This is a genomic window from Paractinoplanes hotanensis, from assembly GCF_023717965.1.
In the GTDB taxonomy this organism is placed as follows: Bacteria; Actinomycetota; Actinomycetes; order Mycobacteriales; family Micromonosporaceae; genus Actinoplanes; species Actinoplanes polyasparticus.
The window spans coordinates 80,568-103,948 of sequence record NZ_JAMQOL010000008.1 but is presented as its reverse complement, the minus strand read 5'-3'; the positions used below and the strand labels follow the sequence as shown (position 1 = coordinate 103,948).

The following is a 23,381-nucleotide window of genomic DNA, read 5'->3' as shown; positions in this document are numbered from 1 at the left end:
TCACCCCTCTTGCGTTCGGAGTCTACCGGCGAATCAGGTTCAGGCGTGTGTGTCGAGACGGCTCGAGCCCGGTGCGGCCGGACGGATCGTCGGCGTGTTGGGCTCGGTGGGCGCGGCCGGGTCGGCGTCCCGGCGGCCACCACCCGGCAGGCCCCCGCCCGCGAACTGCTGACGTGCCTGCTCCTGCTGGGCGCTGCCCTGCCGCAGGTCGAGCGACGTGTTGCGGAAACCGGCCTCGTCGAGTTGTCGCCGCAGGTCGTCGAGCGCGTTGCGCAGCGCGTCGTGGCCGGCGTCGGTGCTGCCGGTCAGCTGCACGTTGATGTCGCCGTTGCGGATCTCGGCCACCACCTGCACCGGGCCGAGGTCGACCGGGTGCAGATGCACGGTCAGGCGGTGCACACCGTCGGCGTCCAGCTTGAGCGGCACGATCCGCATGGCCAGTTGGGCGGCTGGCGGCGAGAAGGGCTGCGCGGCCGGAGCCGGAGCCTGAGCGCCGGCCGCGGGTGCGGTTGGCGCGGGGGCCTGAGGTCCGGTCACACCGGCCAGGCCGGCCTGGCCGAGCGCGCTGGTGGCAGCGCCGTCGGGGGCCACGCCGGGGGCAGCCGACGGGTTGACCGGATTCGCGGTGACGGTGCCCGCCGTGGCGTCGGGCGCCGCCTGGTCGGGAAGCGGGACCGGCGGGGCCGCGGCAGCGTCGTCCGGCGGTGCCGGGGCGGCGTTCGCGTCGGCCGGGCCGGGCGCGGTCGACGCCGGAGCGGTCGCAGCATCGGCCGGTGGGGCGAGAACCGCGGGCCGGGGACCCACCAACACCGGATCGCCGGTGCCGGCCGGTGCCGTGAGTGCGGTGGCGGCCGCGGCAGCCGCAGCCGGTCCGGCGGGCGTCGCGGTGCCGGTCGGGTCGGTGCCGACGGTGTGTCCGGCCGGTGCGGCCGGGCCGGCGCCGCTCTGGGCGAGCTGGGCGGCCAGGGCCGGCGAGAGCGGCGTGGCCGGGGTGCCCGGCGGCGTCGCGCCGGCGGGGTTCGAACCTCCGGTCGGCACGCCGGGCGTGGGCGGCCCACCGGCTGGCGAGACTCCGGCGGCGGCCGGGCCGCCCGGCGGGACGGCCGGTGCCGCTGTTGTTGTCGTGGTGCTGGCCGTGTCGGCCGCGGTGGGCTGAGCGGCTGACGGCGGGACCGCCTGGGCCAGAACGGCGGCGGTGGCCGGAGTGGTGGTGGCTTCGGCTCCGGCGGGGGCGGACGTCTCGGCGTCCGTCGAATCCGAGCCGGTCGAACCGGCCGCGTCGGCATCGGTCCGGACCTCGCGGGGGCCGGTGGGCCCGTCGCTGCTGGGGGACTCGGTGTTGCCCTGGTCGGCGCGGCGGTTGTCGGCCCGGTCGGTGCGGGTTCGGTCGGTATCGGTCCGGTCGGTATCGGTCCGGGCGGTGTCCGTCCGGGCTGTGGGCTCACGGTCGTCGGTGCGGCGGTTGCCGGCCCGGTCGGTGTCGGTCCGGCGCTGCCCGGCCCGGTTGGCGGCCGCGCGGTCGGCCGCCTCCCGCTGCAGGGCGCTGCGCCCGGCGGCGTCGGCCCGGCGGTCCGCCGCGCGGTCGGCGACGCGCTGGTTCGCGGCCTGGTCGTTGGCCCGGTCGGCGGCACGCTGGTCGGCCGCGCGGTCCGCCGTACGCCGGTCGTCGGTCTTCGCCTGGCCCGGCCGGTCGAGCTCGGCCGAGAGCGCGGAGCCGAACTCCTCCGCACCCTCGCCCTTCCTGGGGGGCCGGCGGCCGGCGTCGTGCACCGACGCGCGGTCGGCCCCGCTGACGGAATTCGGCATCTTCATGCGGATCTCCTGCTCGCGTTGGGGATCGGATCCCGGTCAGCCGCCGAGCGCGGCCAGGGCCTTCTGGACCTTCGGGACGTACGCCTGGGTCTCCCGGAACGGCGGGATGCCGCCGTATCTGTGCACCGCGCCGCCGCCCGCGTTGTACGCGGCCAGCGCCAGCGGCAGAGACTTGAACTCGCGCAGGTTGCGGGCCAGCAGCTTGGCGCCGCCGTTGATCGCCTGCTCGGGGTCGAAGGAGTTCTTGACGCCCAGGCCGCGTGCGGTGGACGGCATGAGCTGCATGAGGCCCTGCGCGCCGGCCTTGCTGACCGCCTGGGGGTCGTACCCGGACTCGACCTTGGCCACCGCGGCGAGCAGCTTGGGTGAGACGCCGTAGCGGTTACCGGCCTTCACGAACAGATCGCCGTAGGGAACGCCGCTCAGCGAGCCCGTGCCCTGCAGGCTGGCCGGGCGCATTGCCGCGGCCGCGTTCGATCCGGCCACGGCGGAGAAGTCGGAGACGACACGGCGGATGTGCGTCGGCTTCTCGTACACGCTCTGGATCTTGACGTGGTCGCCCGGCTTGGGCGCCGCGATCATCTTGTTGTTGCCGAGGTAGATGGCGACGTGGTCGACGGGGGAGTCGAAGGCCAGGATGTCGCCCGGCTTGGCCTGGGCCAGGTTGGCCACCGGCTCGCCCGCCTTGGCCTGCTGGTGGGACAGCCGCGGCAGCTTGATACCCAGGTCCGAGTACGCGCGCTGGACCAGCGACGAGCAGTCGAGGCCCCGGTCGGGGTCGGTGCTGCCGAAGACGTACGGGGTGCCGAGGTACTTCTTGGCCGCGTCGGCCACATCCTGGCCGGTGGCCTGGCTGTTCAGCCGCATCGCCGTCCCGGCCCGGCCGGTGGCGCTGGCCAGCGCCGACGCGAAGGTCGAGCCGCCGGCCGCCGCGGTTCCGGTGGCGGTGGCGCCGGTCGTGCCCGGGGCCGGGTTGACCGGTGTGAGTCCGAGGTGCCCTTGAAGCTCCTGGATGCGGTTGAGCACCCCGGAAACACCCATCATTCGGCGGCTCCCCGAGCCTCGTTGCGGGCCTTGCTGGTCATCGCCAGCTCGTCCAGGTTGGCCTGGTCCTTGCGCAGGTCGTTGGCGCGCACCATCTCGGCATGCCGCTCGGCCATCATCTCGACCGCGCGGCGGCGCTTGGCCGCGTCGGCCAGCACGGCCATCCGGTCGCGCTCGACCTCCTCGGCCTCGGTGACCATCTTCTGGGCGCTCATCAGCGCGCCGGCCAGCGACTGGCGGGCGACCAGCGAGGCCACCATGGCCCGGGCCGTGGCCTCGGTCGGAGCCTCCGCGCCGACCAGGTCGAGCTGCTTGCGGCGGACGAGAGCCTGGGCCTCCCGGACGTCCGCGCGGGACTGGATCACGGCGCCCTTGGCCGCGTCCTCCTGGGCCTTGCGGGCACGAAGCACGGGCGAGAGTCGAAAAAACCGGTTCACTGTCAGCCTCCTAGCGCGGCCAGCGGGCGGCCCTCACTTGTCCGGTCGGCCCGCGCACCGTTTGGCTGAGTCCCTGCACCCGAGCTGCAACTGTGTTCGCTGTGCTTATGGCTCCGCTTCGCTTCGCGGGCGATCGCCTTTTAGCTGGTGAACGGGCACGCGATTTTCCGCCGTCCGCAAGCTGTGCTTATGGCTCCGCTTCGCTCCGCGGGGCAGCTCACTTGTGGTGGTCGCGGGGCAGCTCATTGGTGGTGGCGGGGCAGCTCATTGGTAGTGGTGGTGGTGGGTAGCTCGCTGGGGGTGAATGGGGGTTGGCTTGGTGGGGGTGGTTGGTGGCTAGGCTGCGGCTACCAGGGCGTGTAGTTGGGCCCAGGCTTCTTCGGCGGTTACGCGTTCGTCTAGGCCCTGGCGTAGGAAAGCGTTGATGTGGGACCAGACGGCGGTGGCCCGGTCGGCGTCCGGGTTGGTGCCGGCGACGTACGCGCCGATCTCGACCAGCTCGCGCACCTCGCGGTGGGCGGCCATCAGGCGGCGCAGTTCGGTGGCGTCGGAGCGCTGCTGCGGGGTGGTGATCTTGTTGGCGACCCGGGAGATCGAGTCGAGCGCCTGGATGCTCGGGAAGTGGCCGGCGGTGGCGAGCTTGCGGTCGAGCACGATGTGGCCGTCGAGGATCGAGCGGGCCGCGTCCGCGATCGGCTCGTTGTGGTCGTCGCCCTCGACCAGCACGGTGTAGAGGCCGGTGATGCTGCCCCGCGCGCCCGGCCCGGCCCGTTCGAGCAACGAGGCCAGCATCGCGAAGACCGACGGCGGGTAACCCCGGGTGGCCGGCGGCTCGCCGACCGAGAGCCCGACCTCGCGCTGGGCCATCGCCGCACGCGTCACGCTGTCCATCATCAGCAGCACGTCGGCGCCCTCGTCGCGGTAGTACTCGGCGATCCGGGTGGCGACCGCGCCCGCCCGCAGGCGCACCAGCGGCGGCGTGTCCGAGGTCGCGATCACCACCACCGAGCGCGCCAGCCCCTCCTCGCCCAGGTCGTGCTCGATGAACTCGCGCACCTCGCGGCCGCGCTCGCCGACCAGTGCGACGACGTTCAGCTCGGCCGAGGTGCCCCGGGTGATCATGGACATCAGGGTCGACTTGCCGACGCCGGAGCCGGCGAAGATGCCGATGCGCTGTCCGCGTCCGCACGGCACGAGCGTGTCCAGCACCCGGACGCCGAGCGGCATCGGCTTGTCGACCAGCTGGCGTTCCATCGCCGACGGGGGCGCGGCGTCGATGCTCACCAGGTGCCCCTGCAGCGGCGGGCCGCCGTCCATCGGCCGGCCCAGCCCGTCCAGGATGCGTCCCTGCAGGTCGGGGCCGACCGCGACCCGCAGCGGACCGCCGGTGCTGACCACCGGGGTGCCCGCGCCCAGTCCGGCGATCGGTCCCAGTGGCAAGCAGGACAGCTTGTCGCCGTCGATGGCGGCCACCTCGGCGAAGATCGCGTCCGGGCCGTCGCCCATCTGCACCAGGTCACCGACCCGGGCGTCGACCCCGCTGACCGTCACCCGCAGGCCGACCGCGCCGGTCACCTTGCCGCGGGTGAGCGGGCGGGCCGCTTCGAGCGCCGCCGACATGCGGTGGCGGAACACGTCCGTCATATTGCGCCTCTTTCGATACAGGCCGCTACAACAGCCGCAGCGCCTCCCGGGCGCGGGCCGTCGCGGCGGCGATGGTGGCGTCCACCGTCGCCATGCCGGTCTCCGCGACCGCGTCGCCGGGGCGCAGCGCACCGTCCGGGCGCAGGCGCACCCGGCGTCCCTCGTACTCGAAATCCGTCTCGCCGGCCTCGCCGACCAGGGTGTGGTAGTCGTCCGGGTGCAGGCTGACGACCAGCGAGCCCGCTTCGGGGGTGGCCGCCATCGCCCGGCGCAGCGCGGCCACCGTGCGGCCCTGCGGGTCGTCCAGGCTGCGGCCGACGATCGCCTCGGCCAGCTCGAAGGCGTGCGCCAGCAGCACCTCCTGCAGCTCGGCGAAGGTCGGCATGAGCTGGTTCTCGTGCTCGGTGACGGCCCGGCCGAGCGCGTTGACGGCCTGCGCCAGCGCGGTCGCCCGGCGCTGTTCGTGGGCCTGCTCGGACGCGGCCGCCCGGGCCTGCGCGTTCTGGGCCGCGGCGGCCGCCTCCCGCTGGCCCTGGGCCCAGCCCTCGGCGTAGCCGGCGGTACGGGCCTGCTGCCGGGCCCGGTCGAGCGAGTCGCTGTCGGTCGGCAGGCCGGTACGCAGGTCGGTCCCGAACCGGGCGGCCGCAGCGGACTCGGCGACCGTGCCTCGCAACACGGGGCTGGTGCTCTCAGGCGATGAGCTCATCGGCCTCGCCACCGCGCTGGACCTCGATCTGGCCGGAGTCCTCGAGCGAGCGGATCACCGAGACGATCTTGGCCTGGGCCTCCTCGACCATCTTGACCTTGACCGGGCCGAGCAGGTCGATTTCCTCGAGCAGGTTCTCGCGGCCGCGCTCGGAGAGGTTCTTGGTGACCTTGTCGCGGACGGTGTCGGGCACGCCCTTGAGCGCGGTGGCCAGGTCGGCCGGCTCCACCTGGCGCAGCACCAGCTGGATGGCGCGGTCCTCGAGGTTGATGATGTCCTCGAACATGAACATCCGGCGCCGGATCTCCTCGGCCAGTTCGGGGCTGCGGGCGTCCAGGGCCTCCAGGATGAGCCGCTCGGTGGTGCGGTCGGCGCGGTTGATGATCTCGACCAGCGGCTGGAGGCCGCCGACGGTCGAGAGCTCGTCCGGCTGGAGCACGGTCGAGAGCTTGCGCTGGAGCGCCTGCTCGACCTGGCGGATCACCTCGGGGGAGGTCCGGTCCATGACCGCGATGCGGTGCGCGACGTCGGTCTGCACCTCGATCGGGAGGCCGGCCAGGATCGACGAGGCGAGCGCCGAGGGGATGTGCGCCAGCACCAGGGCGATCGTCTGCGGGTGTTCGTACTGCACGTACGAGAGCAGCTGCCGGGGGTCGGCGTGGCTGAGGAAGTTGAACGGGATGTCGTTCATCGAGGCTTCGAGCCGGTCCAGGATCAGCGCCGCCCGGTCCTTGCCCAGCGAGGCCTCGAGCAGCTCGCGGGCGTAGTCCATGCCGCCCGAACCCGCGTAGCGGGTCGTGGCCATGGCGTAGAACTCGTCCATCACGTCGTCGACCTGGGTCGGCTCCAGCTTGCCGAGCCGGGCGATCTCAGCCGAGATCATCTCGACTTCCTTCTCCGACATCTGCGACATGATGTGGGCGGATTGTTCCTTGCCGAACTGGACGAGCATGATGGCGGCCTTGCGCACGCCCGTCATCGACATGGTGGTGAGCGCCGGTGTGGTCAACGCGTACTCCTCGGACCGTCAGCAGGAAATCAGCCAGCGGCGACCGGCTCCAGCCGGTCGCCGCCGAAAGGGTCAGCGCGTCGCGTCGGCGGCCAGCCAGCCGCGCAGAAGCACCGCCATCTCGTCAGGTTGATCCTTGACCATCTGCTCGATCTCCCGCTGGCGTTCCTCGCGAGCCTGCACGTTCGTGTCGTCCATGGCCATTCCGGCCTCCAGCATCTGAGCGGGAATGGCCTGATTGAGCTCGGCCAGCCGCTGAGCCTCGAGAGCGGCCTGCATGTCCTCGAGGTGCTTGCGCTCCTCGGGGCTCAGGCCCCGCCGCTTCTTGCCCTTCCGGCTGAACCGCCAGGCAAGGAACATCAACAGCAGCACGAGCGCGCCGAGCGCTCCCGTCTTGATCAGCGACATCTGCTTGGCCTGGGTGGCGGCGGCCGACGACGCGGCCAAAGCCTCCTGGGCGGCCTTGGCGGCGCTCTCGTCGAACGGCATCGCCGAGACCGCGATCGTGTCGCCGCGGGTGGCGTCGATGCCGGCCGCGGCCGAGACGAGCTGCTGCACCTGGGCCGGGTCGATGGTGCCGGCCACGTTGCTGTTCAGCAGGACGGCCACGTTGAGCTTCTTGATGCCGCCCGGGGCGTTCTTCCGGGTCTCGTTGATCTCGTTGAGCGCGTTGTTCCGTACGCTCGAACTGTTCTCGTACTGCCCGGGGCCGGCGTTCGTGCCGCCCGGGGCACAACCGGGCCCGGCGATGTTGTCGGGGCCGAGCACGCCACCGGCGCAGTTGTCCGCGGCGTTGTAGGCCTCGCGGGTGTTCTGCTCCGAGAGGGCGGGCACCGACGGGTCCGCGTTGTAGGTGCGGCTCTGCGTGGTGGCCTGGTCGAAGTCGAGCGTGGCGCTGGTCTGCACCACTGCGTTGCCGGGCCCGACGAGGCTCTCGACGATCTTCTGCAGCGACGAGTTCATGCGGTTCTGGAAGGCGACTGTCTGCGCTTCCGTCCCGCCGGTCCCGATGGCCGCGCCGCCACCGGTCGAGAGGATCTTGCCGTCGGCGCCGGCCACGGTGATCTCGGTGGGGTCGAGGCCCTCGACGCTGGAGGCAACCAGGTGCACGATGGCCTGCACCTGATCGCCACTCAGGGGCTGGGTGGAGGTCGAGGCCACCAGCACCGAGGCGGTCGGCTTGTCCTGCTCGTCGGCGAAGACGTCCTTCTTGGGGATCACGAGGTGCACGGTGGCCGCCTCGACACCCTCGATCGACTTGATGGTGTTGGAGAGCTCGCCCTCGAGCGCGCGCTGGTAGTTCGTCTGCTGCATGAAGTCGCTGGTGGTGATGCCCTGCTGGTCGAGCAGCGAGTAGCCGGTGCCGGCGTCGCCGGGCAGCCCCTCGCCGCTCAGCGACAGGCGCAAGTCGTTCACCTGGTCCTGCGGCACGAGCACAGTCTGGCCGTCGTTGGCCAGCTCGTAGCTCGTGCCGGTCTTCTTCAGCGACTCGACGATCGCGCTGGCGTCCTTGGACGACAGATTGTTGAACAGGATGGAGTAGGACGGCTTGGAGGCCCAGGTGGCGAAGAAGTAGGCGCCGATGACGAGGGCGACCACCGCCGCGATCGTGACGGCCTTCTGTCCCGGTGTGAAGGACCGGAACGTGTCCGTGACGCGGCGGACCGGAGCGGGAAGGCGGTCGGTCATCTCAGGCCTGCATCCTCATGATTTCCTGGAAAGCTTCCACGGCCTTGTTGCGCACGGCGAGGGTGAGCTGCAGGCCGAGCTGAGCTTCGTTGGCCGCCATCGTGTACTGCGCCGGGTCCTGGAGCGTGCCTTGAGCGACCTGGACAGCCAGGTCGCTGGCCTTGGCCTGCGACGCCGAGACACTCTCGAGGCCACGCGAGAGCATGCTGGCGAAGCTCTCGTGCTCGCCCTGGGCTGCGGTGACCTTCTCGGAACCGGCCAGGGCGCCGGCGCCGCCGATGCCGCTGACCGCGTCGAGGCCGGAGACCGGTGAGAAACCGCTGATGGGACTGATCGGGGAAGTCATCGCCTACCTCACTTTCCGAGGTTGATCGCGGCGGTGTAGGAGTCCTTGGCCCGGTCCACGACCGCCAGGTTGGCCTGGTAGGCGCGCTGGGCCATCATCATCTGGGACATCTGCGAGCTCAGGTCGATGTCGGCCTTGCGCACGTAACCCTGGTTGTCTGCGAGCGGGTTGTCCGGCTCGTGCACCAGGACGCCCTCGGCGCTGCCGAACGCCACTCCGCCGACCTGGGCGCCGTTGCCGTCCTGGGCCTCCTGGGCGAGGACGTACCGGGCCTGGAAGGCCTTCTCGGACGTGCGCACGGTGTTGTCCATGTTGGCGATGTTGTCGGAGACGGCGTCGAGCCATTTGCGGTAGACCGTCACACCGGTGCCGGCGACCCCGATCGCGTTGAAAGTGCTCATGCTCAGGCTCCCTTGATCGCGTCGCGCAGCATCGAGTACTTGGTGTCCATCGCCCGCAGGGTCAGCTGATAGCGCATCGTGGTGTCGATGTGGGAGAGCGTCTCCTCGTCGAGGTTGACGTTGTTGCCGTTCAGTCGCGTGGGCTCCAGCGACGAACGGGTCTGCGGTGCGACCCCGAGCGGTGACATGCCCTTGGCGACGGCACCGCGCAACGCTTCCTCGAATTCGACCTTACGGGCCCGGTAGCCGGGGGTCTCGATGTTGGCGATGTTGTTGGCGATGGCGCTCTGCCGAGCCGACAGGCCGGCCACCGCGACGCGGAGGGAGGACGATGAGACGTCGTCGAACACAGCAGCTCCTTGTGTCGTTCCAAGGTGCCGATCCGTGGCTTTCCAGTGAGCGTTCCGTCGCTCGTACCATGCAGTTCGGCGCGTTCGGGAATCCGCTGAGTGTCAGACGGTTGCCAGCCGGTTGCACGAAAAGGTCCCGGCGCCCCCGCAACGGGACTCCGGGACCTTTTCGATGCCCATTACATGGCCCGGTCGACGTACACGGGCCGTTTGACTGCTTCGCCGGTCTCGATCTTTCTCGTCATCGTCATCTGCTGACGGGTGGCGGTCATCCGCCGCGCGATCTCCTCGGCCGCCTTGAGCTGGCGGGTGAGGATCTCGTCGGCGCGCGGCTTGAGCTCCAGCGGCAGCGCGCCCAGTTCGGTCGGCGCCTTCCACAGGCTGGCCGGCGGCGTCTCGGCGTTCCGGTGCTCGTCGTCGAGCATCGCCTCGATCGTGGCCACGTCGAGTTCCAGCTCGTCGAGGGCCTCGCTCCAAGCGTTGCGCCAGTCACCGCCGCTCATGTCGCTCCTCCGCTCGTCAGTGGGCGACCGCCGAGGCGGCGGCCTCTCGCCAGGCGTCGCGAAGCGGCTCGACGAAGCCCCGGCAGACGGCCACCCGGCCGGCGTCCTTGGCGACGTTGGCCCCGATCAGCTCGGTGATCAGGTAGCCGTACAGGTTGGCCAGACCGGGCGCGCCCGACCAGGCCTCGACGTCCAGGCTGACCTGGAGCTCGATGAGAATCTCCTGAGCGTGGGAGATCTTCTCGTGCGCGTTCTCGATCTCGCCGGCGCGGATCGCCTCCTCACCCTGCACGAGGTCGAGGACGAGACGGTCGTAGAGCATGGTCAGCAGCTTGGCCGGCGAGGCGGTCTGGATCGAGTCCTGCAGGTAGCGGTTGCGGAGGTTCGGGGCGGTCACGGTCATCGGTCTCCTAGGTCAGGGCCCTGCGATGGCTGGTCGGGGCGGTGGATCAGAGGCCGGAGAGCTGGCCGGCGAGCCAGGTGGACTGGTTCTTCAGCTTGCCCAGAGAGGTCTCCAGGTCGGCGTACTGCCTTTGGAGAGCCAGCTTCCTGGCCGCCAGCCGGATGTCCCAGTTCTCGATCTGTTCGGTGACCCGGTCGATTTCGCTGTTCCGGCCTGTGATGACCGACTTGACGTTGGTCGTCATGCCGATCGCCATGTTCTCCATGTTGTCGGCGAAACCGATGCCGGCAGCCTGGATCGCGTCCGCATTCTCGGCGTAACCGTTCTGGAACTTCGTGGTGTCGAAGGTGAGCCGGCCGGTGCTGGACAAGCTGATTCCCATTTTGGACAGCGACCCGAAGTCGATCATGTCGGGCTTGGCGTCCGGGTCGTTGTCCGGCTTCACCCAGTTCGGATCCTGATAGCTCAGACCCTGGCTGATGGCGCCGAGAATGGTCTGGCTCATGTTGCGTACCGCGAAGTCACCGGTGAGCGGAGAACCCCGCTTGGTCGACGCGTCGTAGGCAGTCTGCGAACTGATCTCGGACAGCGTCGCGTTCGCAGCGTCAACGAGAGCCTGGAATTTGTCGGCGATGCCGGTCACGTCTGCGGCGGCGGTGACCGTCACGTTGTCCTCGACCTTGGAAACCGTGATCGAGACGCCCGGCATGAGGCCGGTAAAGGTGTTGTTGGTGCTGGTGACGTCGTAGCCGGCGCCGCTGGGGTCGCTGTCTCCGCCACCGATCTGAAGCAGCGCGTTGCCGGCGGTAGCCACGTCGCGCAGTTCCACAGTCGTACTCGACGTGCCGAGCCCCGACACGTCGAACTTGTTGTCGGCACCGGTCTTCACGCCGCTGAGCTGCAGGATCTTGTCCGACGTTCCGGTCGATACCAGGGCCGCCTTGACGCCAAGACCGGCGGCGTTGATGGCACTTGCTACGCCGGCGGCCGTCTTGTCCTTGCTGACGTCGATCGTGACGGTCTTGTCCTTGGGCGTCGTGCCGTCCGCCTCCATGCTGCCGTCGAGCGGCCCGACCGTGATGGTGATCGTGTCGGCGTCGACGATATCGCCGGTGCCGGGCACTCGCGCGGTGCTGATCTGGCTGGTGGCGAGATTCTTCACGTTGAACGTGGTGGTGCCGGCCGCGCCGTTCGTGCCGGTCACCGCAGTCGCGGTCACCGCGGTCGAACTGGACGTCGCCTTGATTCCGCGCCAGGTGCTCAGCTGACCCAGGTTGTCGGCGGCAGTCTTGAAGGCGGCGAGCTTCGAGTTCACCGACTGGTATGCGGCGACCGCCGTCTGCGCGGTGCTGACCTTGGACTTGAGGCGGGTCTGAGGCGCCGCCTCAACCTGCATCAGCGAAGTGATCATGGAGGAGGTACTGAGGCCGCTGACGAGGCCGTCAACCGAAGTAGACACCAGTGCCTGCCTTTCGCTGCGGAATAGAAGCGGGGTAGCCGGCGCGGTCTGCCGGCTACCCCTACCTATTCGGTCGTGCGAGCGCGTTCTTCAGTGCCAAACGGTGGCAGTTCGGTTAGCGCAGCAGCGAGAGTACGTTCTGCGCAGACTGGTTCGCCTGCGACAGCATCGAGGTGCCGGCCTGAGTCAGGATCTGCGCGCGGGTGAACGACACCATCTCCTGGGCCATGTCGGTGTCACGGATGCGGGACTCCGAGGCAGACAGATTCTCGACCGCCACGTTGAGGTTGTTGATGGTGTGCTCGAAGCGGTTCTGGACCGCACCGAGCGTGGCGCGACCGTCGGAAACCGACTGGAGCGCCTTGTCGAGGATCGTGATGGCGGCGTCCGGGTCCTTGGTCAGGTCCAGGGCCGCGGTGCCGAGCGACTCGGAGTCGACGGCGGCGACCGTGATGGCGATCTTCTGGTTGGCGTTCGAGCCGACCTGGAACCGGCCGGTGTTGCCGCCGGTGTCGTCGCGGGCAACGGTGAAGTCAAAACCGGCGCCACCGGTGTTCTCGCCGGTGGTGGGGTCGACCACGGCAGCGCCAGTGAGAACCGTGTCGCCGGTGATCGAGAAGTCGCCGGAGCCTGACATCTTGTACGTGGTGGAGTTCTGACCGTCGACCTTCGCCGACATGGTGATCTCATTGCCCTGGAAACCGTGCTGCTTGAGGGCGTCCGAGAGTCCGTCGTTGACCGCCTTGGCCAGGTCCTGCGCGGTGGCATCGGCACCGAGCTGCTTGATCGTGACCGTGATCGGCGTGCCGGTGGCCGAGATGTCGTTGCCCCTGGGATCCTTGGTCGCTCCGCCCACCTGCTCCAGTGTGAACGAATACGTTCCGGTGCCGATGGCGCCTGCGGGGATCTGGGCCGCAGCGCCGGCGGTGGTGGCGCCGACTGCCGTGCCCGTCGTCGCCTTGGTGGCGCCGAAGGAGCCGTCGAGCAGCTTCTGCTTACCGAACGAGGTGGTCTCCCCGATCCGGTTGAGCTCAGCGTTCAACTGCTCCATTTCCTTGTTGGCCGCGCCGGAGGCCGCCGTGTCGGTGGCTCCCGAGTTGGCCGCCTGCACCGAAAGATCACGCATGCGCTGCAGGATCGAGGTGACCTCGTTCAGCGCGCCTTCAGCGGTCTGCGCGACGCTGACGCCGTCCTGGGTGTTGCGCACGGCGACCTTGAGACCGCCGACCTGCGAACGCAGGCCCTCGGAGATGGACAGACCGGCCGCGTCGTCGGCCGCCCGGTTGATGCGGAAACCACTGGACAACTTCTCCAGCGACTTCGACATCTGGTTGTCGGTGACCGACAGGTTCCGGTAGGCGTTCTGCGCGGCGATGTTCTGATTGATGCGGAGACCCATGGGGTGCTTCCTCCTTGAGAGGGGTCTGGAACCGGCCCATCCATGGGGCCGTGGCGTTACGCCAGCCGATCGGCGCGGTGCCGACGGTTCACTGAGCAGTCTGCGAGATTTCCGCGCTCATTTCCGGCGAACCCGAAGAAACCCGAGCCAAACTCACATGAACCCGGAATGCACCGGATCGGGGGAAATCCCTCAGCGGAGTCGCACCCGTGCCGACGTGTCCGAATGAGCGGGTTCGTCGAGAGGGCGGACCCGACCAGAGGCGAGACGGAGGACCAGGGTGAGCCTTACCGACCTGGCCAGCGTCCTGTGGCGTTCACGTGAGCTGCTCGAGATGCTGTTGTTCAAGCTGGAGGAGGAGCAGCTGCTCCTCGCGGCCGGCCGCTCGCGCTGGCTCAGCCACGCCACCCGCGAGGTCGAGGTGGTGCTCGAGCAGATCCGGCAGACCGAGGTGATCCGCGCGGCCTACGCTCAGGACGTCGCGGTCGAGCTCGGCCTCGCGCCAGAAGCGTCGCTCGGGGAACTGGCTGACGCCGCTCCCGCGCCCTGGCAGGACCTTCTGCATCAGCACCGCAAGGCGTTCCTGCTGCTGACTTCCGAGATCAGCGCGCTCGCCGACGTCAACCGAGACCTGCTCACGGCCGGTCAACGCGCAGCCCGCGAAACCATGCTCGCGTTCGCCGAAACTGTGGAAACCTACGGACCACAGGGGCAGACCGTTTCCGGCGGCATCCGCCGCTCCAGCCTGGTGGATGAGGCGATCTGAGATGGCTAGCAGCTTCAGTGGAATCAACACGGCGCTCACCTCGCTCTACGCGCAGCGCCGCGGCCTGGACGTCACGGGCCAGAACATCGCCAACGCGAACACCGAGGGCTACACCAAGCAGCGGGTGCGGATGGCGTCGCAGACCGGCAGCCTGAATCCCGGTGTCTACGCGACGACCACGCAGGTCGGCAACGGCGTGACTGTCGCCGGCGTCGAGCGCGGCCGCAACGCGTACCTGGAGGAACGGGGTCGCACCGAGCACGCCAACTCGGCGTACCTGGCTTCGCAGGCGGCGGCGTACGACCAGATCGAAAGCGTCCTGGCCGAGCCGAGCGACACCGCGCTGCAGGCCCGTCTGCACGACATGTGGGACGGCTGGAACGACGTCGCCAACAACTGGCAGGACCCGTCGACCCGCTCCTCCCTGCTCGAGAAGAGCCGGACCGTCGCGATCACGCTGAACGACACCCGCGCCTCGCTCGCGAATCAGTTCGGCGCGAACCGCAACGAGATGAGCGCGTTCGTCGACCAGGTCAACACCATGGCCGACAACATCGCGAAGATGAACAACCAGGTCGTCGTGGCCCGGGCGGCCGGCCTCGAGACCAACGAGCTGCAGGACCAGCGGGACGTGGCCGTCATGAGGCTCTCCGAGCTGGTCGGCGCCACCACCGAAGCCAAGACCAACGGCTCCATCAATGTCTACGTGGGAACGTCGCCGCTCGTCAGCGACTTCTCCACCCGCAAGCTGGAGCTCACCGGGCCGCCCAACCTCGATTCCTGGGACGCGAACTCCCAGGTCGCGCTCAAGTGGCAGGGCACCGACACGACGGCCAACGCCGGCGGCACGATGGGCTCGATGCTCGACACCATGAACACCGTCATCCCGGGCATCGCCAAGCAGCTCGACGACGTCGCCAGGTCATTGGCCAACGGCGTCAACGATCTGACGACCACGGCGTACGACGTCAACGGCGATCCCGGCACAGCCTTCTTCTCCGGCACGACCGCGCGGGACATCAAGGTCGCGATCGACGACCCCGACATGGTGGCCTTCTCGGCCGGCAACCCGAAGGCCGTGCCACCCGACGTCGCCGCGATCGACAACGACAAGGCCGACGAGTTGGCTGCTCTCGGCGCCTCACCGGGCGGCCCGGACGCGACGTACCAGCAGATGATCGGTCAGCTCGGCGTGGCCTCGCAGGCCTCGGCCCGGCGCAGCGAGATCCAGGACGCCGTCCGCGATCAGGTCGACACCTCGCGCGAGGCCGAGTCCGGGGTCAACCTCGACGAGGAGATGGTCAACCTGCTGACCTATCAGCGGGGTTACGAGGCCGCTTCGCGCGTGCTGACGACGATCGACTCGATGCTCGATCAGCTGATCAACCGCACCGGCCTCGTCGGCCGATGACCGGGCGACGGCGTAGGGGAATCGCATGACCATTCCGAGCAGGGTCACCGACAGCAGCATGCGGCACCGCATGCTGGGCGATCTCAATCGCGCCATGGCCCGCGGCCAGAAACTGCAGGAACAGATCTCCAGCGGCAAGCAGCTGAGCCGGCCCTCCGACTCTCCGACCGGGACAGTGACGTCGCTGCAGCTGCGCGGCGAGTTGCGTTCCACCCAGCAGTTCGCTCGCAACGCGGACGACGGGCTCGGCTGGCTGGGCACCATTCAGGACAAGCTCGGCGACGCGTCGGGCCGGATCATCCGCGTACGCGATCTGACCGTGCAGGGTCTCAGCTCGGCCAACAACGCGTCGGCGCGGAATGCGATCGCGGTGGAGATCGACAACATCCGCCAGTCGATGATCGGCGAGGCGAACACCCAGTACCTGGGCCGGCCGGTTTTCGGCGGCACCACGCCGGGCGCAGTGGCGTTCGACGAAACCGGTAAGTACCTCGGCAACGACGGACAGACCACTCGGACCGTCGGACCGAACGCCAAGGTCCGGATCGACACGACCGGTGCTGAGGCGTTCGGCGCCGACGGGAGCGACACGCAGCTCTTCAAGGTGCTGAGCGACATTTCCACGGCACTTCGTGGCAATGACGACACTGCTCTGAACGCCGCACTGGGCAACCTCGATACTGCCCACGATTTACTAAAGTCCACCCTTTCGGACGTTGGCGCCCGATATAATCGGATTACGCAGATGAAGCAGTCCGCTGATGACCATTTGCTCTCCGTGACGTCGCAGCTGTCCGACATCGAGGATGTGGACCTGCCCAAGGCGATCATGGAATTGCAGATCCAGCAGACGTCTTATCAGGCCGCCCTGGCCGCCTCGGCCAAGGTGATCCAGCCCTCGCTCATCGATTTCCTGAGGTGACCATGACTACTCGCACCGCGTCCCGAACGATTGAGGACACCATGATCGACCCGTCGCTGGGCCTGCCGACCATCACGATGGCGGTGCCCATGCCCGGTTTCCCGGCCCACCGGGAATTCGTTCTGGTGCGGCTCAACGAAGACGGCCTGCTCTACGCTTTCACGTCCACCGAGGACCCCGACCTGCGCTTCCTCGTCGCGCCGCCGGAGCCGTTCTTCCCGGACTACGCGCCCGAGATCGAGGCCGACGTCTTCGCCGCGCTGAACACCAAGGACGCCGACCGGCTCCTGCTGCTGACCGTCATCACGGCCGGCACCAACGAGACCACGGCCAACCTGATGGCGCCGATCGTGGTCGACCGCGACAGCATGCGCGCCATCCAGGTTGTGCTGAGCGGATCGGGCTTCCCCGTCCGCGCGGTTCTGAACCCGGTCTACTGACGTCCAGCGGGCGCGGCCGCCGGGCGGCGACCGCGCCCGGTTCGCGATGCTGTCCGTCCACGGATGGAGGAGGGCACCGACGATGCTCGTACTGACCCGGCGCTCCGGAGAGAGTGTGATGATCGGCGACACCGTCGTCATCACCGTGCTCGAGGCGCGTGGCGACGTGATCCGGCTGGGCATCCAGGCTCCGCGTGACGTTCAGGTGCATCGCGAGGAGGTGTACCGGGAGCTGCAGGCATCCAACCGAGAGGCCGCTTCGCCCACACAGGACGAGGTGCGGGCGGTCAGCAAGATGCTGCATTCACCGACCACATCGGACTGAAAGCTGTGCCGAACGCCCCGTCGCCGGTCGACGGGGCGTTCGTCCTATCCGATTTGGCGGAAAACGCACCCCTCGCGCCGGAAGAGCTGAAAGATGTTCTTAACCGCACAGGCGGCCCAGCTCCGGCCTTTCAGGGGGATCGATGTCGCGACTGGCGCAACTCGGAATTGCCAAACGGCTCGGCCTGATCGTGCTCGTCGGCGCCCTGATGCTGGGCGCGCTGGCTGCCGTCACGTTGGTCGGTCAGAGTCGGCTCAACGAGCAGGCCGACCACGTCTCCCGGCTCCAGTCCGGCCAGGCCGCGCTCAACCACCTCGACACCCGGCAGAGCGAGCTCAAGGTGGACGCCTACCGGGCGGCCCTCGGCATGGACGTCAGTCAGGACGTGATCGACGACGTGCAGTCGGCCACCGAAGCGGCCGACGCCGTGGTCGGCGCCGGGCTGCCGGACGACATGACCGCCACGTTCCTCGAGGACCGCTCGGACTTCGTCGCCTTCGGCGCGTTCATCTCCGACTTCGTCGCCGCGGCGGGCCGGAACCCGGCGTCGGCCCGGGGCCGGCTGGACGAGATCGCCGAGCGCAACAACGTCACCGACGACAAGCTCGGCGCCCTGGTCGACCGGGTCGGCGCCGCGGTCGACATCGAGCACGCGGACATGGCCAGCACGGTCAGCCGCACCCGTACGCTGTCGATCGGCATCGCCCTGGCCGGCCTCGCCCTGCTGGTCGGCCTGGCGATCCCGCTGGCCCGCTCGATCCTGGTGCCGGTGCGCCAGCTCGGCGCTGTCATCGACGCGCTTGCCCGGGGCGACCTGACCAACCGCAGCGGCATCACGAGCCGCGACGAACTGGGCCGGATGGCGGCCGGACTCGACGGTGCGCTGGAGTCGATCCGCGGCTCCCTCACCACGATCGGCCACGATGCCGACGCGCTGGCCGGGGCGGCCGGCGAGTTGTCCTCGGTCGCGGCCCAGATCGCCGAGGCGGCCCAGCGCACCGACCGGCAGTCCGCGTCGGCGGCCACCGAGGCGGACGAGATCTCGCGCAACGTGCAGACGGTGGCAGCCGGCGCCGAGGAGATGGGCCTGGCCATCCGGGAGATCTCGCGTAACACCAGCGAGTCGGCGCAGATCGCGTCGGTGGCCGTTGCCGAGGCGGCCCGGGCGACCGAGACGGTCCGTCAGCTCGGTGACTCCTCGGCCGAGATCGGCAACGTCATCAAGCTCATCACCTCGATCGCGGAGCAGACCAACCTGCTCGCGCTGAACGCCACCATCGAGGCGGCCCGCGCCGGCGAGGCCGGCAAGGGCTTCGCCGTGGTCGCCAGCGAGGTCAAGGATCTGGCCCAGGAGACCGCGCGGGCGACCGAGGACATCGGGACCAGGGTCGCCGCGATCCAGCAGGACACCGGCGGCGCGGTCGAGGTCATCTCCCGCATCAGCGAGGTCATCGCCCAGATCAACGACTTCCAGACGACGATCGCCTCCGCCATCGAGGAGCAGACGGCGACCACCGGCGAGATGAGCCGGAGCATCGCCGAGGTGGCCGACGGCTCGGTCCGCATCGCCACCAACATCACGGATGTCAGCGCGGCCAGCGCCGAGGCTGTGCGCGGCGTCGAGCAGACCCGGACGGCGTCCGACGGGGTGGCCCGCACCGCCGACGAGCTGCGCAGCCTGGTCGGCGCGTTCCGGCTGTGAGCCGCGCGCACCCGGACTGCACCGGCCCGTAACCGGGGTTGACAACACGGCGACCCCATTCTTCTGGTCAGACGGGAGGAGCCCGTCGAGCATCAGGCTGGGAGAGACTGTGAGCGCGGAGCGGGAATCAGTCATCGGTGTGGTCAGCACCCTCGACGCACTGGATCTGTCACTGGATCTGTCCACCGATGCCCATGTGCACACCGGCTTCGCGACCGGACGCGACGCGGTCGGGGTCGTCGTGTCGGCCGCCGACCGGGCCGGGCTCACCGCGATCACGTTCGCCGACCAGGCCGGGCCGGACTCCAACTGGCTCCCCGTGTACGCCAACTCGGTGCGCCGGGCCCAGCGGCGTACGGAGATCCGCCTGCGCCTGGCGGCCGAGGTCGAGGTCGTCCGCCCGGACGGCTGGCTCGCCCTGCCGGCCGACTTGAACCACCTCGAGGCCGTCTCGGTCGCCGTCTCCAGCCTGCCGCTGCCGGCCGGCCCGGCCGCGCCGCGGGAGGTGCGGGCGATGCTCGTCGCCGGCGAGCTGACCGCCGATCAGGTGGCCGAGGCGCTGGTGACCGCGACGGTGCAGGGCATCGGCCGGGCCTCCCGGTACGCGCCGACCCAGCTCGCCCGCCCGCTGAGCCTGCTCGCCCAGGCCGGCTTGGACGACGCCGTGCTGTCCCAGGAACTGATCGGCACCCTGGCCGCGGCCTGCCGCCAGACGGGCACCGTGGTCGAGATCAGCGAGGCCTGGCGGTCACCGTCGCCCCGCGTCGTGGCGCTGCTGCGTGCGGCGGGGGTGGTCCTGGTCCCCGCGAGTGACGCACGGTACGCGACCGAGGTGGGCCAATGGCAGTACGTCCGCCGGGTCTGAGCGAAACGGAACGCTTCCCGTAGCCGTCTCCGTACTCTCGGTAATGCCGAAGTCACCACGCGTAGGCATGGGAGAGATGCGATGAGTATGGTTCAGCAGGCCATCGAGGTGAGTGCGCCGGTCCACACGGTGTACGAGCAACTCGCCGCGTTCGAGAACTACCCACAGTTCATGAGCGGCGTTCAGCAGGTCACCACGATCGGCGACGACCGCACCCACTGGATCATGGACGTCGAGGGCAAACGCCGCGAGTTCGACGCCCAGATCACCGAGTGCTCGATGGACGAGCGGGTCTCGTGGGCGACCACGGACGGGCCGCTGCTCGCCGAGACGATCACGCTGCGGCCCATGGGCGAGACCAAGACCCAGGTGGTCGCGCAGCTCGAGGCCGACATCGCCTTCCTCATGCCGAACGACCGGCATGGCCAGGCCTCCCTGAACAAGCGGCTGAAGGCCGACCTGACCGCCCTCAAGGGCCTGGTCGAGAGCGGCGCCAGCACCAAGAAGTTTGCCCGGCCGGTGCCGAGCCCGGCGGCGGTCGCCACGCGGGCCCGCACCCGCGCGCACCCCGGCGCGGGCTGGGGAACCAGCGCGGGCGAGCACAGCAACGCCAGCCGGGCCGACCTGCCCTACCACGGGATGTCCGCGTCGGCCATGGGCACCAACGTCGACATCACCAGCGCCCCCGGCATCCGCAGCACGCACGACCTCGACGACGTGCTCGCCCCCGGCCGCCGTGTCGCCCCGGCCGCCGGAGCGAGCGCCGAGATGGGTGGGCGCACCACGGCCCGGGACGCCTGGGGCGACGGCATGATCAACGAAGAGGACCGGGGCAGCGCCCACGACTTCTAGCGCTCACCAGGGCGGCCGGCTCGGGATCGGGCCGGCCGCCTCCATCGTCACGATCAGGCGCGCGCCGGTCGGGGTGGCAGGCTCGTAGCGGACGGTGCCGCCGTTGGCCTCGACCAGGTGGCGGACGATGAACAGGCCCAGGCCGGCGCCCCGCGCGAAACGGCCGAACAGCGCCGGCAGCAGCTCGTCGGGGATGCCGGGCCCGTTGTCCCGCACAACCACCTCGACATTTTCGCCGTGCCGGGTCGCGCTGACCGTCACCGGCGATTTCCCGTACGCGAGGGCATTGCCGACCAGGTTCTGCAGGATCACCTGCATATGCCCGCGATCGGCCAGCACCGACAGCTCCTCGGCGATCTCGACATCGATCTCCCCGGGCGCGACCGACTCGGCGAGTTCCTTCAGGGGTACGGGATTCCGCCGCGCGGTGACCGAGCCGGTGTCCAGCCGGAACAGCAGCTGCAGATCGTTCATCATCTTGATCAGGCGCTGCGTGTTCTTGTCGATCTTGGTTGCCAGCTCGAGCCGGAGATTCTCGGGCAGGTCAGCCCAGTCCGAGCGCAGCAGTTCGGCCAGGCTCGCGATCGAGCTGATGGGCTGCGCGACGTCGTGCGTCAGCATCGACGTGAGGTCGTTCTTGAAGGTCAGCGCCGCCTCGAGATTCGCGTGCGCCGTGCGCAGCCGCGCGGCCTCCTCGACCGAGCCGGCGCTTTCCGCGCGCAGCCGGGCCGTCTGCGCGCGGGCGGCGGCAGTTTCCGCGAGCGCGGCGGCGTTGCTTTCCCGCAGCCGGGCCGCTTCGGTGCGGGCGGCGTCCAGGTCGCCGGCGAGCCGGCGCTGCCGCAGCGCGCCCAGCGTCACCGCGAACCCGGCCGGAACAAGAGCAGCCGCCGGTACGGCAGAGCCGTCCGGCGGATCACCTCGGAGCGACCTGAGCAGGGCCGCGACGCCGACGAGGGCGATCGCGGCTCCGGCGCCCCCGGCGATCAGCCAGGGGCGTCCACCCAGATCACGCGCCGCATCCTGCAAGTAATCCCCTCAATTACTGAGGAAGCGAGCATAACGCGACGCAAGCGTGTCAAGCGGTTACTTTCCGGCCCACTCGAAACCGTCCTCGAGGACGATGCGCTCACCGACCCGGGCGATGTCCTCGCTGTGGCGGTTGGCGTGGTGGCCGCAGAACGCCAGCTCGCCGCCGCTGGTCAGCGTGACCACCAGCTTGGCGGCGGCGCTGCAGCGGTCGCAGCGCTCGGTCATCGCGGCAACGGTGGTGATCTCGGGCGACAGCAGGCTGGACATATCGCACTCCTTGCTCAGTGGCGGTGTGTAGCGGTACTCCGTGTTGATCGGCTCCACGCCACACCGCTTTAGCTGTTCTCTTCGATCTTCCAGGGTGCTCCTACGACCCCGGAGGCGTTGCAACCCAGGTGCAACCGGGCCACTCCACAACTTCCCTCAACCAGATGCGGGCATGCGTATTCCGGCGGGTGATCTGGCCCTCGGGGCACGCTCGGCCGGCCGTGATGCGCAAAGGCCGGACCGCGCAACCTCGTGCGGCTAGCGTGAGAGCGCGAAGCCGGCACGGAAAGTGACGTCAGAACCACCGGGAGGATCCATGTCGCAGGCGCCCGCACCCGAGACACGGCCCACGGTCCTGGTCGTGGACGACGAGGAGGACCTGCGCGACATCATGCGCCGGATGCTCGAGCGCCGCGGCTTCGCCACCCTGATCGCCGGCGACTCCCAGCAGGCCATCACCGCCTGCCGGGAGCATCCGGGCGACATCGACATCCTGGTCACCGACCTGGGGCTGCCCGGCGTCTCGGGCGGCGAGCTGTCCCGGTCGGCGACCGAGCTGCGGCCCGAGATGAGCGTCGTCTACATCTCGGGACTGCCCAAGGAGATCGCGGTGGCCGACGGCCTCATCGGCGAGGACGCCCTGCTGGTGAAGAAGCCGTTCAGCAGCGAGCTGCTCGTCCAGACGTTGCGGTCCGTGCTCGGCGGCTCCTGACCTGCTCCCGACCGACCACCCGCACGGCACCTGTCACCCACGAATCTGGGTGACAGACGTTACTCGCCCCCCTGAGGCCGGGTCGGTCCGCTGCGGAGGGCCGGCCCGGCTTCGACTTGCCCGGGCCCTGTTCCAGTTCCGGGCCACGGCACCGTCAGCTCGCCGAGTTTCCAGCGCGCCGGGCCGTCGAGCACTGGCCGGCCCTGCTCGCGCATCCGCCGGCAGGTGGCCAGCCACCGTTGCCGGGGCCCGAACGGGGTGGCTTCGGCCTCCCAGGCGCGACCCAGCGCCCACAGCAGTTCGTGCACCGGCTCGCCCGGCACGTTGTGGTGGATCAGAGCCTTGGGCAGTCGCTCGGCGAACGTCGCGGGATGGTCCAGATCGGACAGCCGGGCGGAAAGGGTGAGCGTGCTCGGGGCGCCGCCTTCGATCACCGCCCAGGTGGCGATCCGGCCCAGCTCGTCGCAGGTGCCCTCGACCAGCACGGCGCCGGTCGCGGTCATCGCCGCCCAGGCCGCGGCGACCTCGTGCTCGGCGTACTGGCGCAGCACGTTGAACGCGCGCACGACCGCCGGCCGCAGGCCTGCCAGTTCGAAGCCGCCACGCCGGAACTCGAGGTGCGGGAGGTCGGCGTGCGGCTGCGCGGCCGCCACCCGTACCGGATCGATCTCGAGGCCGACCACGGTGACGTCCGCCCGGACGGTCGCGGCCAGCCGGGCCCGCAACTCGACGGCCGTGACCGGGGTGGCGCCGTACCCGAGGTCGACCACCAGCGGCGCCGCGGCGGCACGCAGCAGATCACCGCACCGGTACGCGATGTAGTTGTCGACGCGGCGCAGCCGGTTGGGATTGGTCGTCCCCCGGGTGATGGCGCCGACCGGCCGCACG

General features: G+C 69.7%; 26 protein-coding genes. 9 read left to right on the top strand and 17 right to left on the bottom strand.

The genetic code is table 11. The features are described 5' to 3' along the window. Positions 1–39: 39 nt before the first annotated feature. The 14 genes from LXN57_RS06590 to LXN57_RS47845 all read right to left on the bottom strand — a co-directional run bounded on the left by LXN57_RS06590 (position 40) and on the right by LXN57_RS47845 (position 13,202). Positions 40–1,812: a flagellar hook-length control protein FliK gene (locus LXN57_RS06590; RefSeq protein WP_251797118.1), complete on the bottom strand. Its 1,773-nt coding sequence runs from the start codon at positions 1,810–1,812 to the stop codon at positions 40–42. Positions 1,813–1,848: 36 nt separating this feature from the next. Further along, the gene (locus LXN57_RS06585; RefSeq protein ID WP_251797117.1) at positions 1,849–2,856 is read right to left on the bottom strand and encodes a transglycosylase SLT domain-containing protein; all 1,008 of its coding nucleotides are present in this window, start codon (positions 2,854–2,856) and stop codon (positions 1,849–1,851) included. Next, a complete protein-coding gene (locus LXN57_RS06580) occupies positions 2,853–3,266 on the bottom strand; it encodes a cell envelope biogenesis protein TolA (RefSeq protein ID WP_251797116.1) in 414 nt (137 codons plus the stop codon). Before LXN57_RS06580 ends, LXN57_RS06585 begins: the two co-directional genes overlap by 4 nt. A 363-nt stretch (positions 3,267–3,629) precedes the next feature. Further along, positions 3,630–4,937 carry a FliI/YscN family ATPase gene (locus tag LXN57_RS06575; RefSeq protein ID WP_251797115.1) on the bottom strand — a complete coding sequence of 436 codons (1,308 nt, stop codon included), beginning with the start codon at positions 4,935–4,937 and terminating at the stop codon, positions 3,630–3,632. 25 nt (positions 4,938–4,962) lie between these two features. After that, a complete protein-coding gene (locus tag LXN57_RS06570; RefSeq protein ID WP_251797114.1) occupies positions 4,963–5,643 on the bottom strand; it encodes a FliH/SctL family protein in 681 nt (226 codons plus the stop codon). Then, positions 5,627–6,652, bottom strand: coding sequence for a flagellar motor switch protein FliG (gene fliG, locus LXN57_RS06565; protein ID WP_251797113.1), 1,026 nt, complete (start codon positions 6,650–6,652; stop codon positions 5,627–5,629). Before fliG ends, LXN57_RS06570 begins: the two co-directional genes overlap by 17 nt. 72 nt (positions 6,653–6,724) lie before the next feature. Beyond that, a complete protein-coding gene (gene fliF / locus LXN57_RS06560) occupies positions 6,725–8,341 on the bottom strand; it encodes a flagellar basal-body MS-ring/collar protein FliF (protein ID WP_251797112.1) in 1,617 nt (538 codons plus the stop codon). A gap of 1 nt (position 8,342) precedes the next feature. After that, positions 8,343–8,687, bottom strand: a complete 345-nt coding sequence (fliE, locus tag LXN57_RS06555; RefSeq protein ID WP_251797111.1) for a flagellar hook-basal body complex protein FliE — start codon at positions 8,685–8,687, stop codon at positions 8,343–8,345. An 8-nt stretch (positions 8,688–8,695) separates the two neighbouring features. Beyond that, complete coding sequence (locus LXN57_RS06550) at positions 8,696–9,088, bottom strand: flagellar basal body rod protein FlgC (protein ID WP_251797110.1); 393 nt, start codon at positions 9,086–9,088, stop codon at positions 8,696–8,698. Positions 9,089–9,090: 2 nt separating this feature from the next. After that, complete coding sequence (flgB, locus tag LXN57_RS06545) at positions 9,091–9,438, bottom strand: flagellar basal body rod protein FlgB (RefSeq protein ID WP_221378479.1); 348 nt, start codon at positions 9,436–9,438, stop codon at positions 9,091–9,093. A 179-nt stretch (positions 9,439–9,617) separates the two neighbouring features. Next, positions 9,618–9,941 (bottom strand): hypothetical protein, encoded by a 324-nt coding sequence (locus tag LXN57_RS06540; protein ID WP_251797109.1) that lies wholly within the window; start codon positions 9,939–9,941, stop codon positions 9,618–9,620. 16 nt (positions 9,942–9,957) lie between these two features. Continuing rightward, positions 9,958–10,344, bottom strand: a complete 387-nt coding sequence (fliS, locus tag LXN57_RS06535; RefSeq protein ID WP_251797108.1) for a flagellar export chaperone FliS — start codon at positions 10,342–10,344, stop codon at positions 9,958–9,960. 46 nt (positions 10,345–10,390) lie between these two features. Then, a complete protein-coding gene (gene fliD, locus LXN57_RS06530) occupies positions 10,391–11,803 on the bottom strand; it encodes a flagellar filament capping protein FliD (protein WP_285904599.1) in 1,413 nt (470 codons plus the stop codon). A 115-nt stretch (positions 11,804–11,918) separates the two neighbouring features. Continuing rightward, positions 11,919–13,202 (bottom strand): flagellin N-terminal helical domain-containing protein, encoded by a 1,284-nt coding sequence (locus tag LXN57_RS47845; RefSeq protein WP_285904598.1) that lies wholly within the window; start codon positions 13,200–13,202, stop codon positions 11,919–11,921. A gap of 280 nt (positions 13,203–13,482) precedes the next feature. On the opposite strand from LXN57_RS47845, the gene LXN57_RS06515 reads away from it, so the two are divergent. From LXN57_RS06515 to LXN57_RS06480, 8 genes are all read left to right on the top strand, one after another. Further along, positions 13,483–13,968 (top strand): flagellar protein FlgN, encoded by a 486-nt coding sequence (locus LXN57_RS06515; RefSeq protein WP_221378483.1) that lies wholly within the window; start codon positions 13,483–13,485, stop codon positions 13,966–13,968. Between the two features lies 1 nt (position 13,969). Further along, entirely contained in the window at positions 13,970–15,379 is a 1,410-nt protein-coding gene (flgK, locus tag LXN57_RS06510; protein ID WP_251797105.1) for a flagellar hook-associated protein FlgK, read from the top strand. A gap of 25 nt (positions 15,380–15,404) precedes the next feature. Continuing rightward, positions 15,405–16,301, top strand: a complete 897-nt coding sequence (flgL, locus tag LXN57_RS06505) for a flagellar hook-associated protein FlgL (RefSeq protein ID WP_251797104.1) — start codon at positions 15,405–15,407, stop codon at positions 16,299–16,301. 2 nt (positions 16,302–16,303) lie between these two features. Beyond that, positions 16,304–16,741: a flagellar assembly protein FliW gene (gene fliW / locus LXN57_RS06500; protein WP_251797103.1), complete on the top strand. Its 438-nt coding sequence runs from the start codon at positions 16,304–16,306 to the stop codon at positions 16,739–16,741. A gap of 46 nt (positions 16,742–16,787) precedes the next feature. Continuing rightward, positions 16,788–17,066, top strand: a complete 279-nt coding sequence (gene csrA / locus LXN57_RS06495; protein ID WP_438872839.1) for a carbon storage regulator CsrA — start codon at positions 16,788–16,790, stop codon at positions 17,064–17,066. Between the two features lie 142 nt (positions 17,067–17,208). After that, on the top strand, positions 17,209–18,768 hold the full coding sequence (locus LXN57_RS06490) for a methyl-accepting chemotaxis protein (RefSeq protein WP_251797102.1): 1,560 nt from the start codon (positions 17,209–17,211) through the stop codon (positions 18,766–18,768). Positions 18,769–18,877: 109 nt separating this feature from the next. Then, positions 18,878–19,633, top strand: coding sequence for a hydrolase (locus LXN57_RS06485; protein ID WP_251797101.1), 756 nt, complete (start codon positions 18,878–18,880; stop codon positions 19,631–19,633). An 81-nt stretch (positions 19,634–19,714) separates the two neighbouring features. Further along, on the top strand, positions 19,715–20,485 hold the full coding sequence (locus LXN57_RS06480; RefSeq protein ID WP_251797100.1) for an SRPBCC family protein: 771 nt from the start codon (positions 19,715–19,717) through the stop codon (positions 20,483–20,485). Positions 20,486–20,488: 3 nt separating this feature from the next. Here the strand turns inward: LXN57_RS06480 and LXN57_RS06475 are convergent, their stop codons facing one another. Beyond that, positions 20,489–21,511 carry a sensor histidine kinase gene (locus LXN57_RS06475; protein WP_251797099.1) on the bottom strand — a complete coding sequence of 341 codons (1,023 nt, stop codon included), beginning with the start codon at positions 21,509–21,511 and terminating at the stop codon, positions 20,489–20,491. Positions 21,512–21,568: 57 nt separating this feature from the next. Next, the gene (locus LXN57_RS06470; RefSeq protein WP_221378491.1) at positions 21,569–21,781 is read right to left on the bottom strand and encodes a DUF7455 domain-containing protein; all 213 of its coding nucleotides are present in this window, start codon (positions 21,779–21,781) and stop codon (positions 21,569–21,571) included. A gap of 316 nt (positions 21,782–22,097) precedes the next feature. Here LXN57_RS06470 and LXN57_RS06465 point away from each other — a divergent pair, with 316 nt between their 5' ends. Further along, positions 22,098–22,493: a response regulator gene (locus tag LXN57_RS06465; RefSeq protein WP_251797098.1), complete on the top strand. Its 396-nt coding sequence runs from the start codon at positions 22,098–22,100 to the stop codon at positions 22,491–22,493. 59 nt (positions 22,494–22,552) lie between these two features. Here the strand turns inward: LXN57_RS06465 and LXN57_RS06460 are convergent, their stop codons facing one another. Next, complete coding sequence (locus tag LXN57_RS06460; protein ID WP_251797097.1) at positions 22,553–23,380, bottom strand: class I SAM-dependent methyltransferase; 828 nt, start codon at positions 23,378–23,380, stop codon at positions 22,553–22,555. Position 23,381: the final 1 nt, after the last annotated feature.

Excerpts from the sequence above, each read along its gene's own strand:
- LXN57_RS06480 (WP_251797100.1), top strand. The coding sequence starts at position 19,715 with ATGAGTATGGTTCAGCAGGCCATCGAGGTGAGTGCGCCGGTCCACACG.
- LXN57_RS06465 (WP_251797098.1), top strand. The coding sequence starts at position 22,098 with ATGTCGCAGGCGCCCGCACCCGAGACACGGCCCACGGTCCTGGTCGTG.
- LXN57_RS06550 (WP_251797110.1), bottom strand. The coding sequence starts at position 9,088 with ATGAGCACTTTCAACGCGATCGGGGTCGCCGGCACCGGTGTGACGGTC.
- LXN57_RS06470 (WP_221378491.1), bottom strand. The coding sequence starts at position 21,781 with ATGTCCAGCCTGCTGTCGCCCGAGATCACCACCGTTGCCGCGATGACC.
- LXN57_RS06490 (WP_251797102.1), top strand. The coding sequence starts at position 17,209 with ATGTCGCGACTGGCGCAACTCGGAATTGCCAAACGGCTCGGCCTGATC.
- csrA (WP_438872839.1), top strand. The coding sequence starts at position 16,788 with ATGCTGTCCGTCCACGGATGGAGGAGGGCACCGACGATGCTCGTACTG.
- LXN57_RS06585 (WP_251797117.1), bottom strand. The coding sequence starts at position 2,856 with ATGATGGGTGTTTCCGGGGTGCTCAACCGCATCCAGGAGCTTCAAGGG.
- LXN57_RS06575 (WP_251797115.1), bottom strand. The coding sequence starts at position 4,937 with ATGACGGACGTGTTCCGCCACCGCATGTCGGCGGCGCTCGAAGCGGCC.
- LXN57_RS06570 (WP_251797114.1), bottom strand. The coding sequence starts at position 5,643 with ATGAGCTCATCGCCTGAGAGCACCAGCCCCGTGTTGCGAGGCACGGTC.
- LXN57_RS06540 (WP_251797109.1), bottom strand. The coding sequence starts at position 9,941 with ATGAGCGGCGGTGACTGGCGCAACGCTTGGAGCGAGGCCCTCGACGAG.
- fliF (WP_251797112.1), bottom strand. The coding sequence starts at position 8,341 with ATGACCGACCGCCTTCCCGCTCCGGTCCGCCGCGTCACGGACACGTTC.
- fliS (WP_251797108.1), bottom strand. The coding sequence starts at position 10,344 with ATGACCGTGACCGCCCCGAACCTCCGCAACCGCTACCTGCAGGACTCG.
- flgK (WP_251797105.1), top strand. The coding sequence starts at position 13,970 with ATGGCTAGCAGCTTCAGTGGAATCAACACGGCGCTCACCTCGCTCTAC.
- LXN57_RS06590 (WP_251797118.1), bottom strand. The coding sequence starts at position 1,812 with ATGAAGATGCCGAATTCCGTCAGCGGGGCCGACCGCGCGTCGGTGCAC.
- fliE (WP_251797111.1), bottom strand. The coding sequence starts at position 8,687 with ATGACTTCCCCGATCAGTCCCATCAGCGGTTTCTCACCGGTCTCCGGC.
- LXN57_RS47845 (WP_285904598.1), bottom strand. The coding sequence starts at position 13,202 with ATGGGTCTCCGCATCAATCAGAACATCGCCGCGCAGAACGCCTACCGG.
- flgL (WP_251797104.1), top strand. The coding sequence starts at position 15,405 with ATGACCATTCCGAGCAGGGTCACCGACAGCAGCATGCGGCACCGCATG.
- fliW (WP_251797103.1), top strand. The coding sequence starts at position 16,304 with ATGACTACTCGCACCGCGTCCCGAACGATTGAGGACACCATGATCGAC.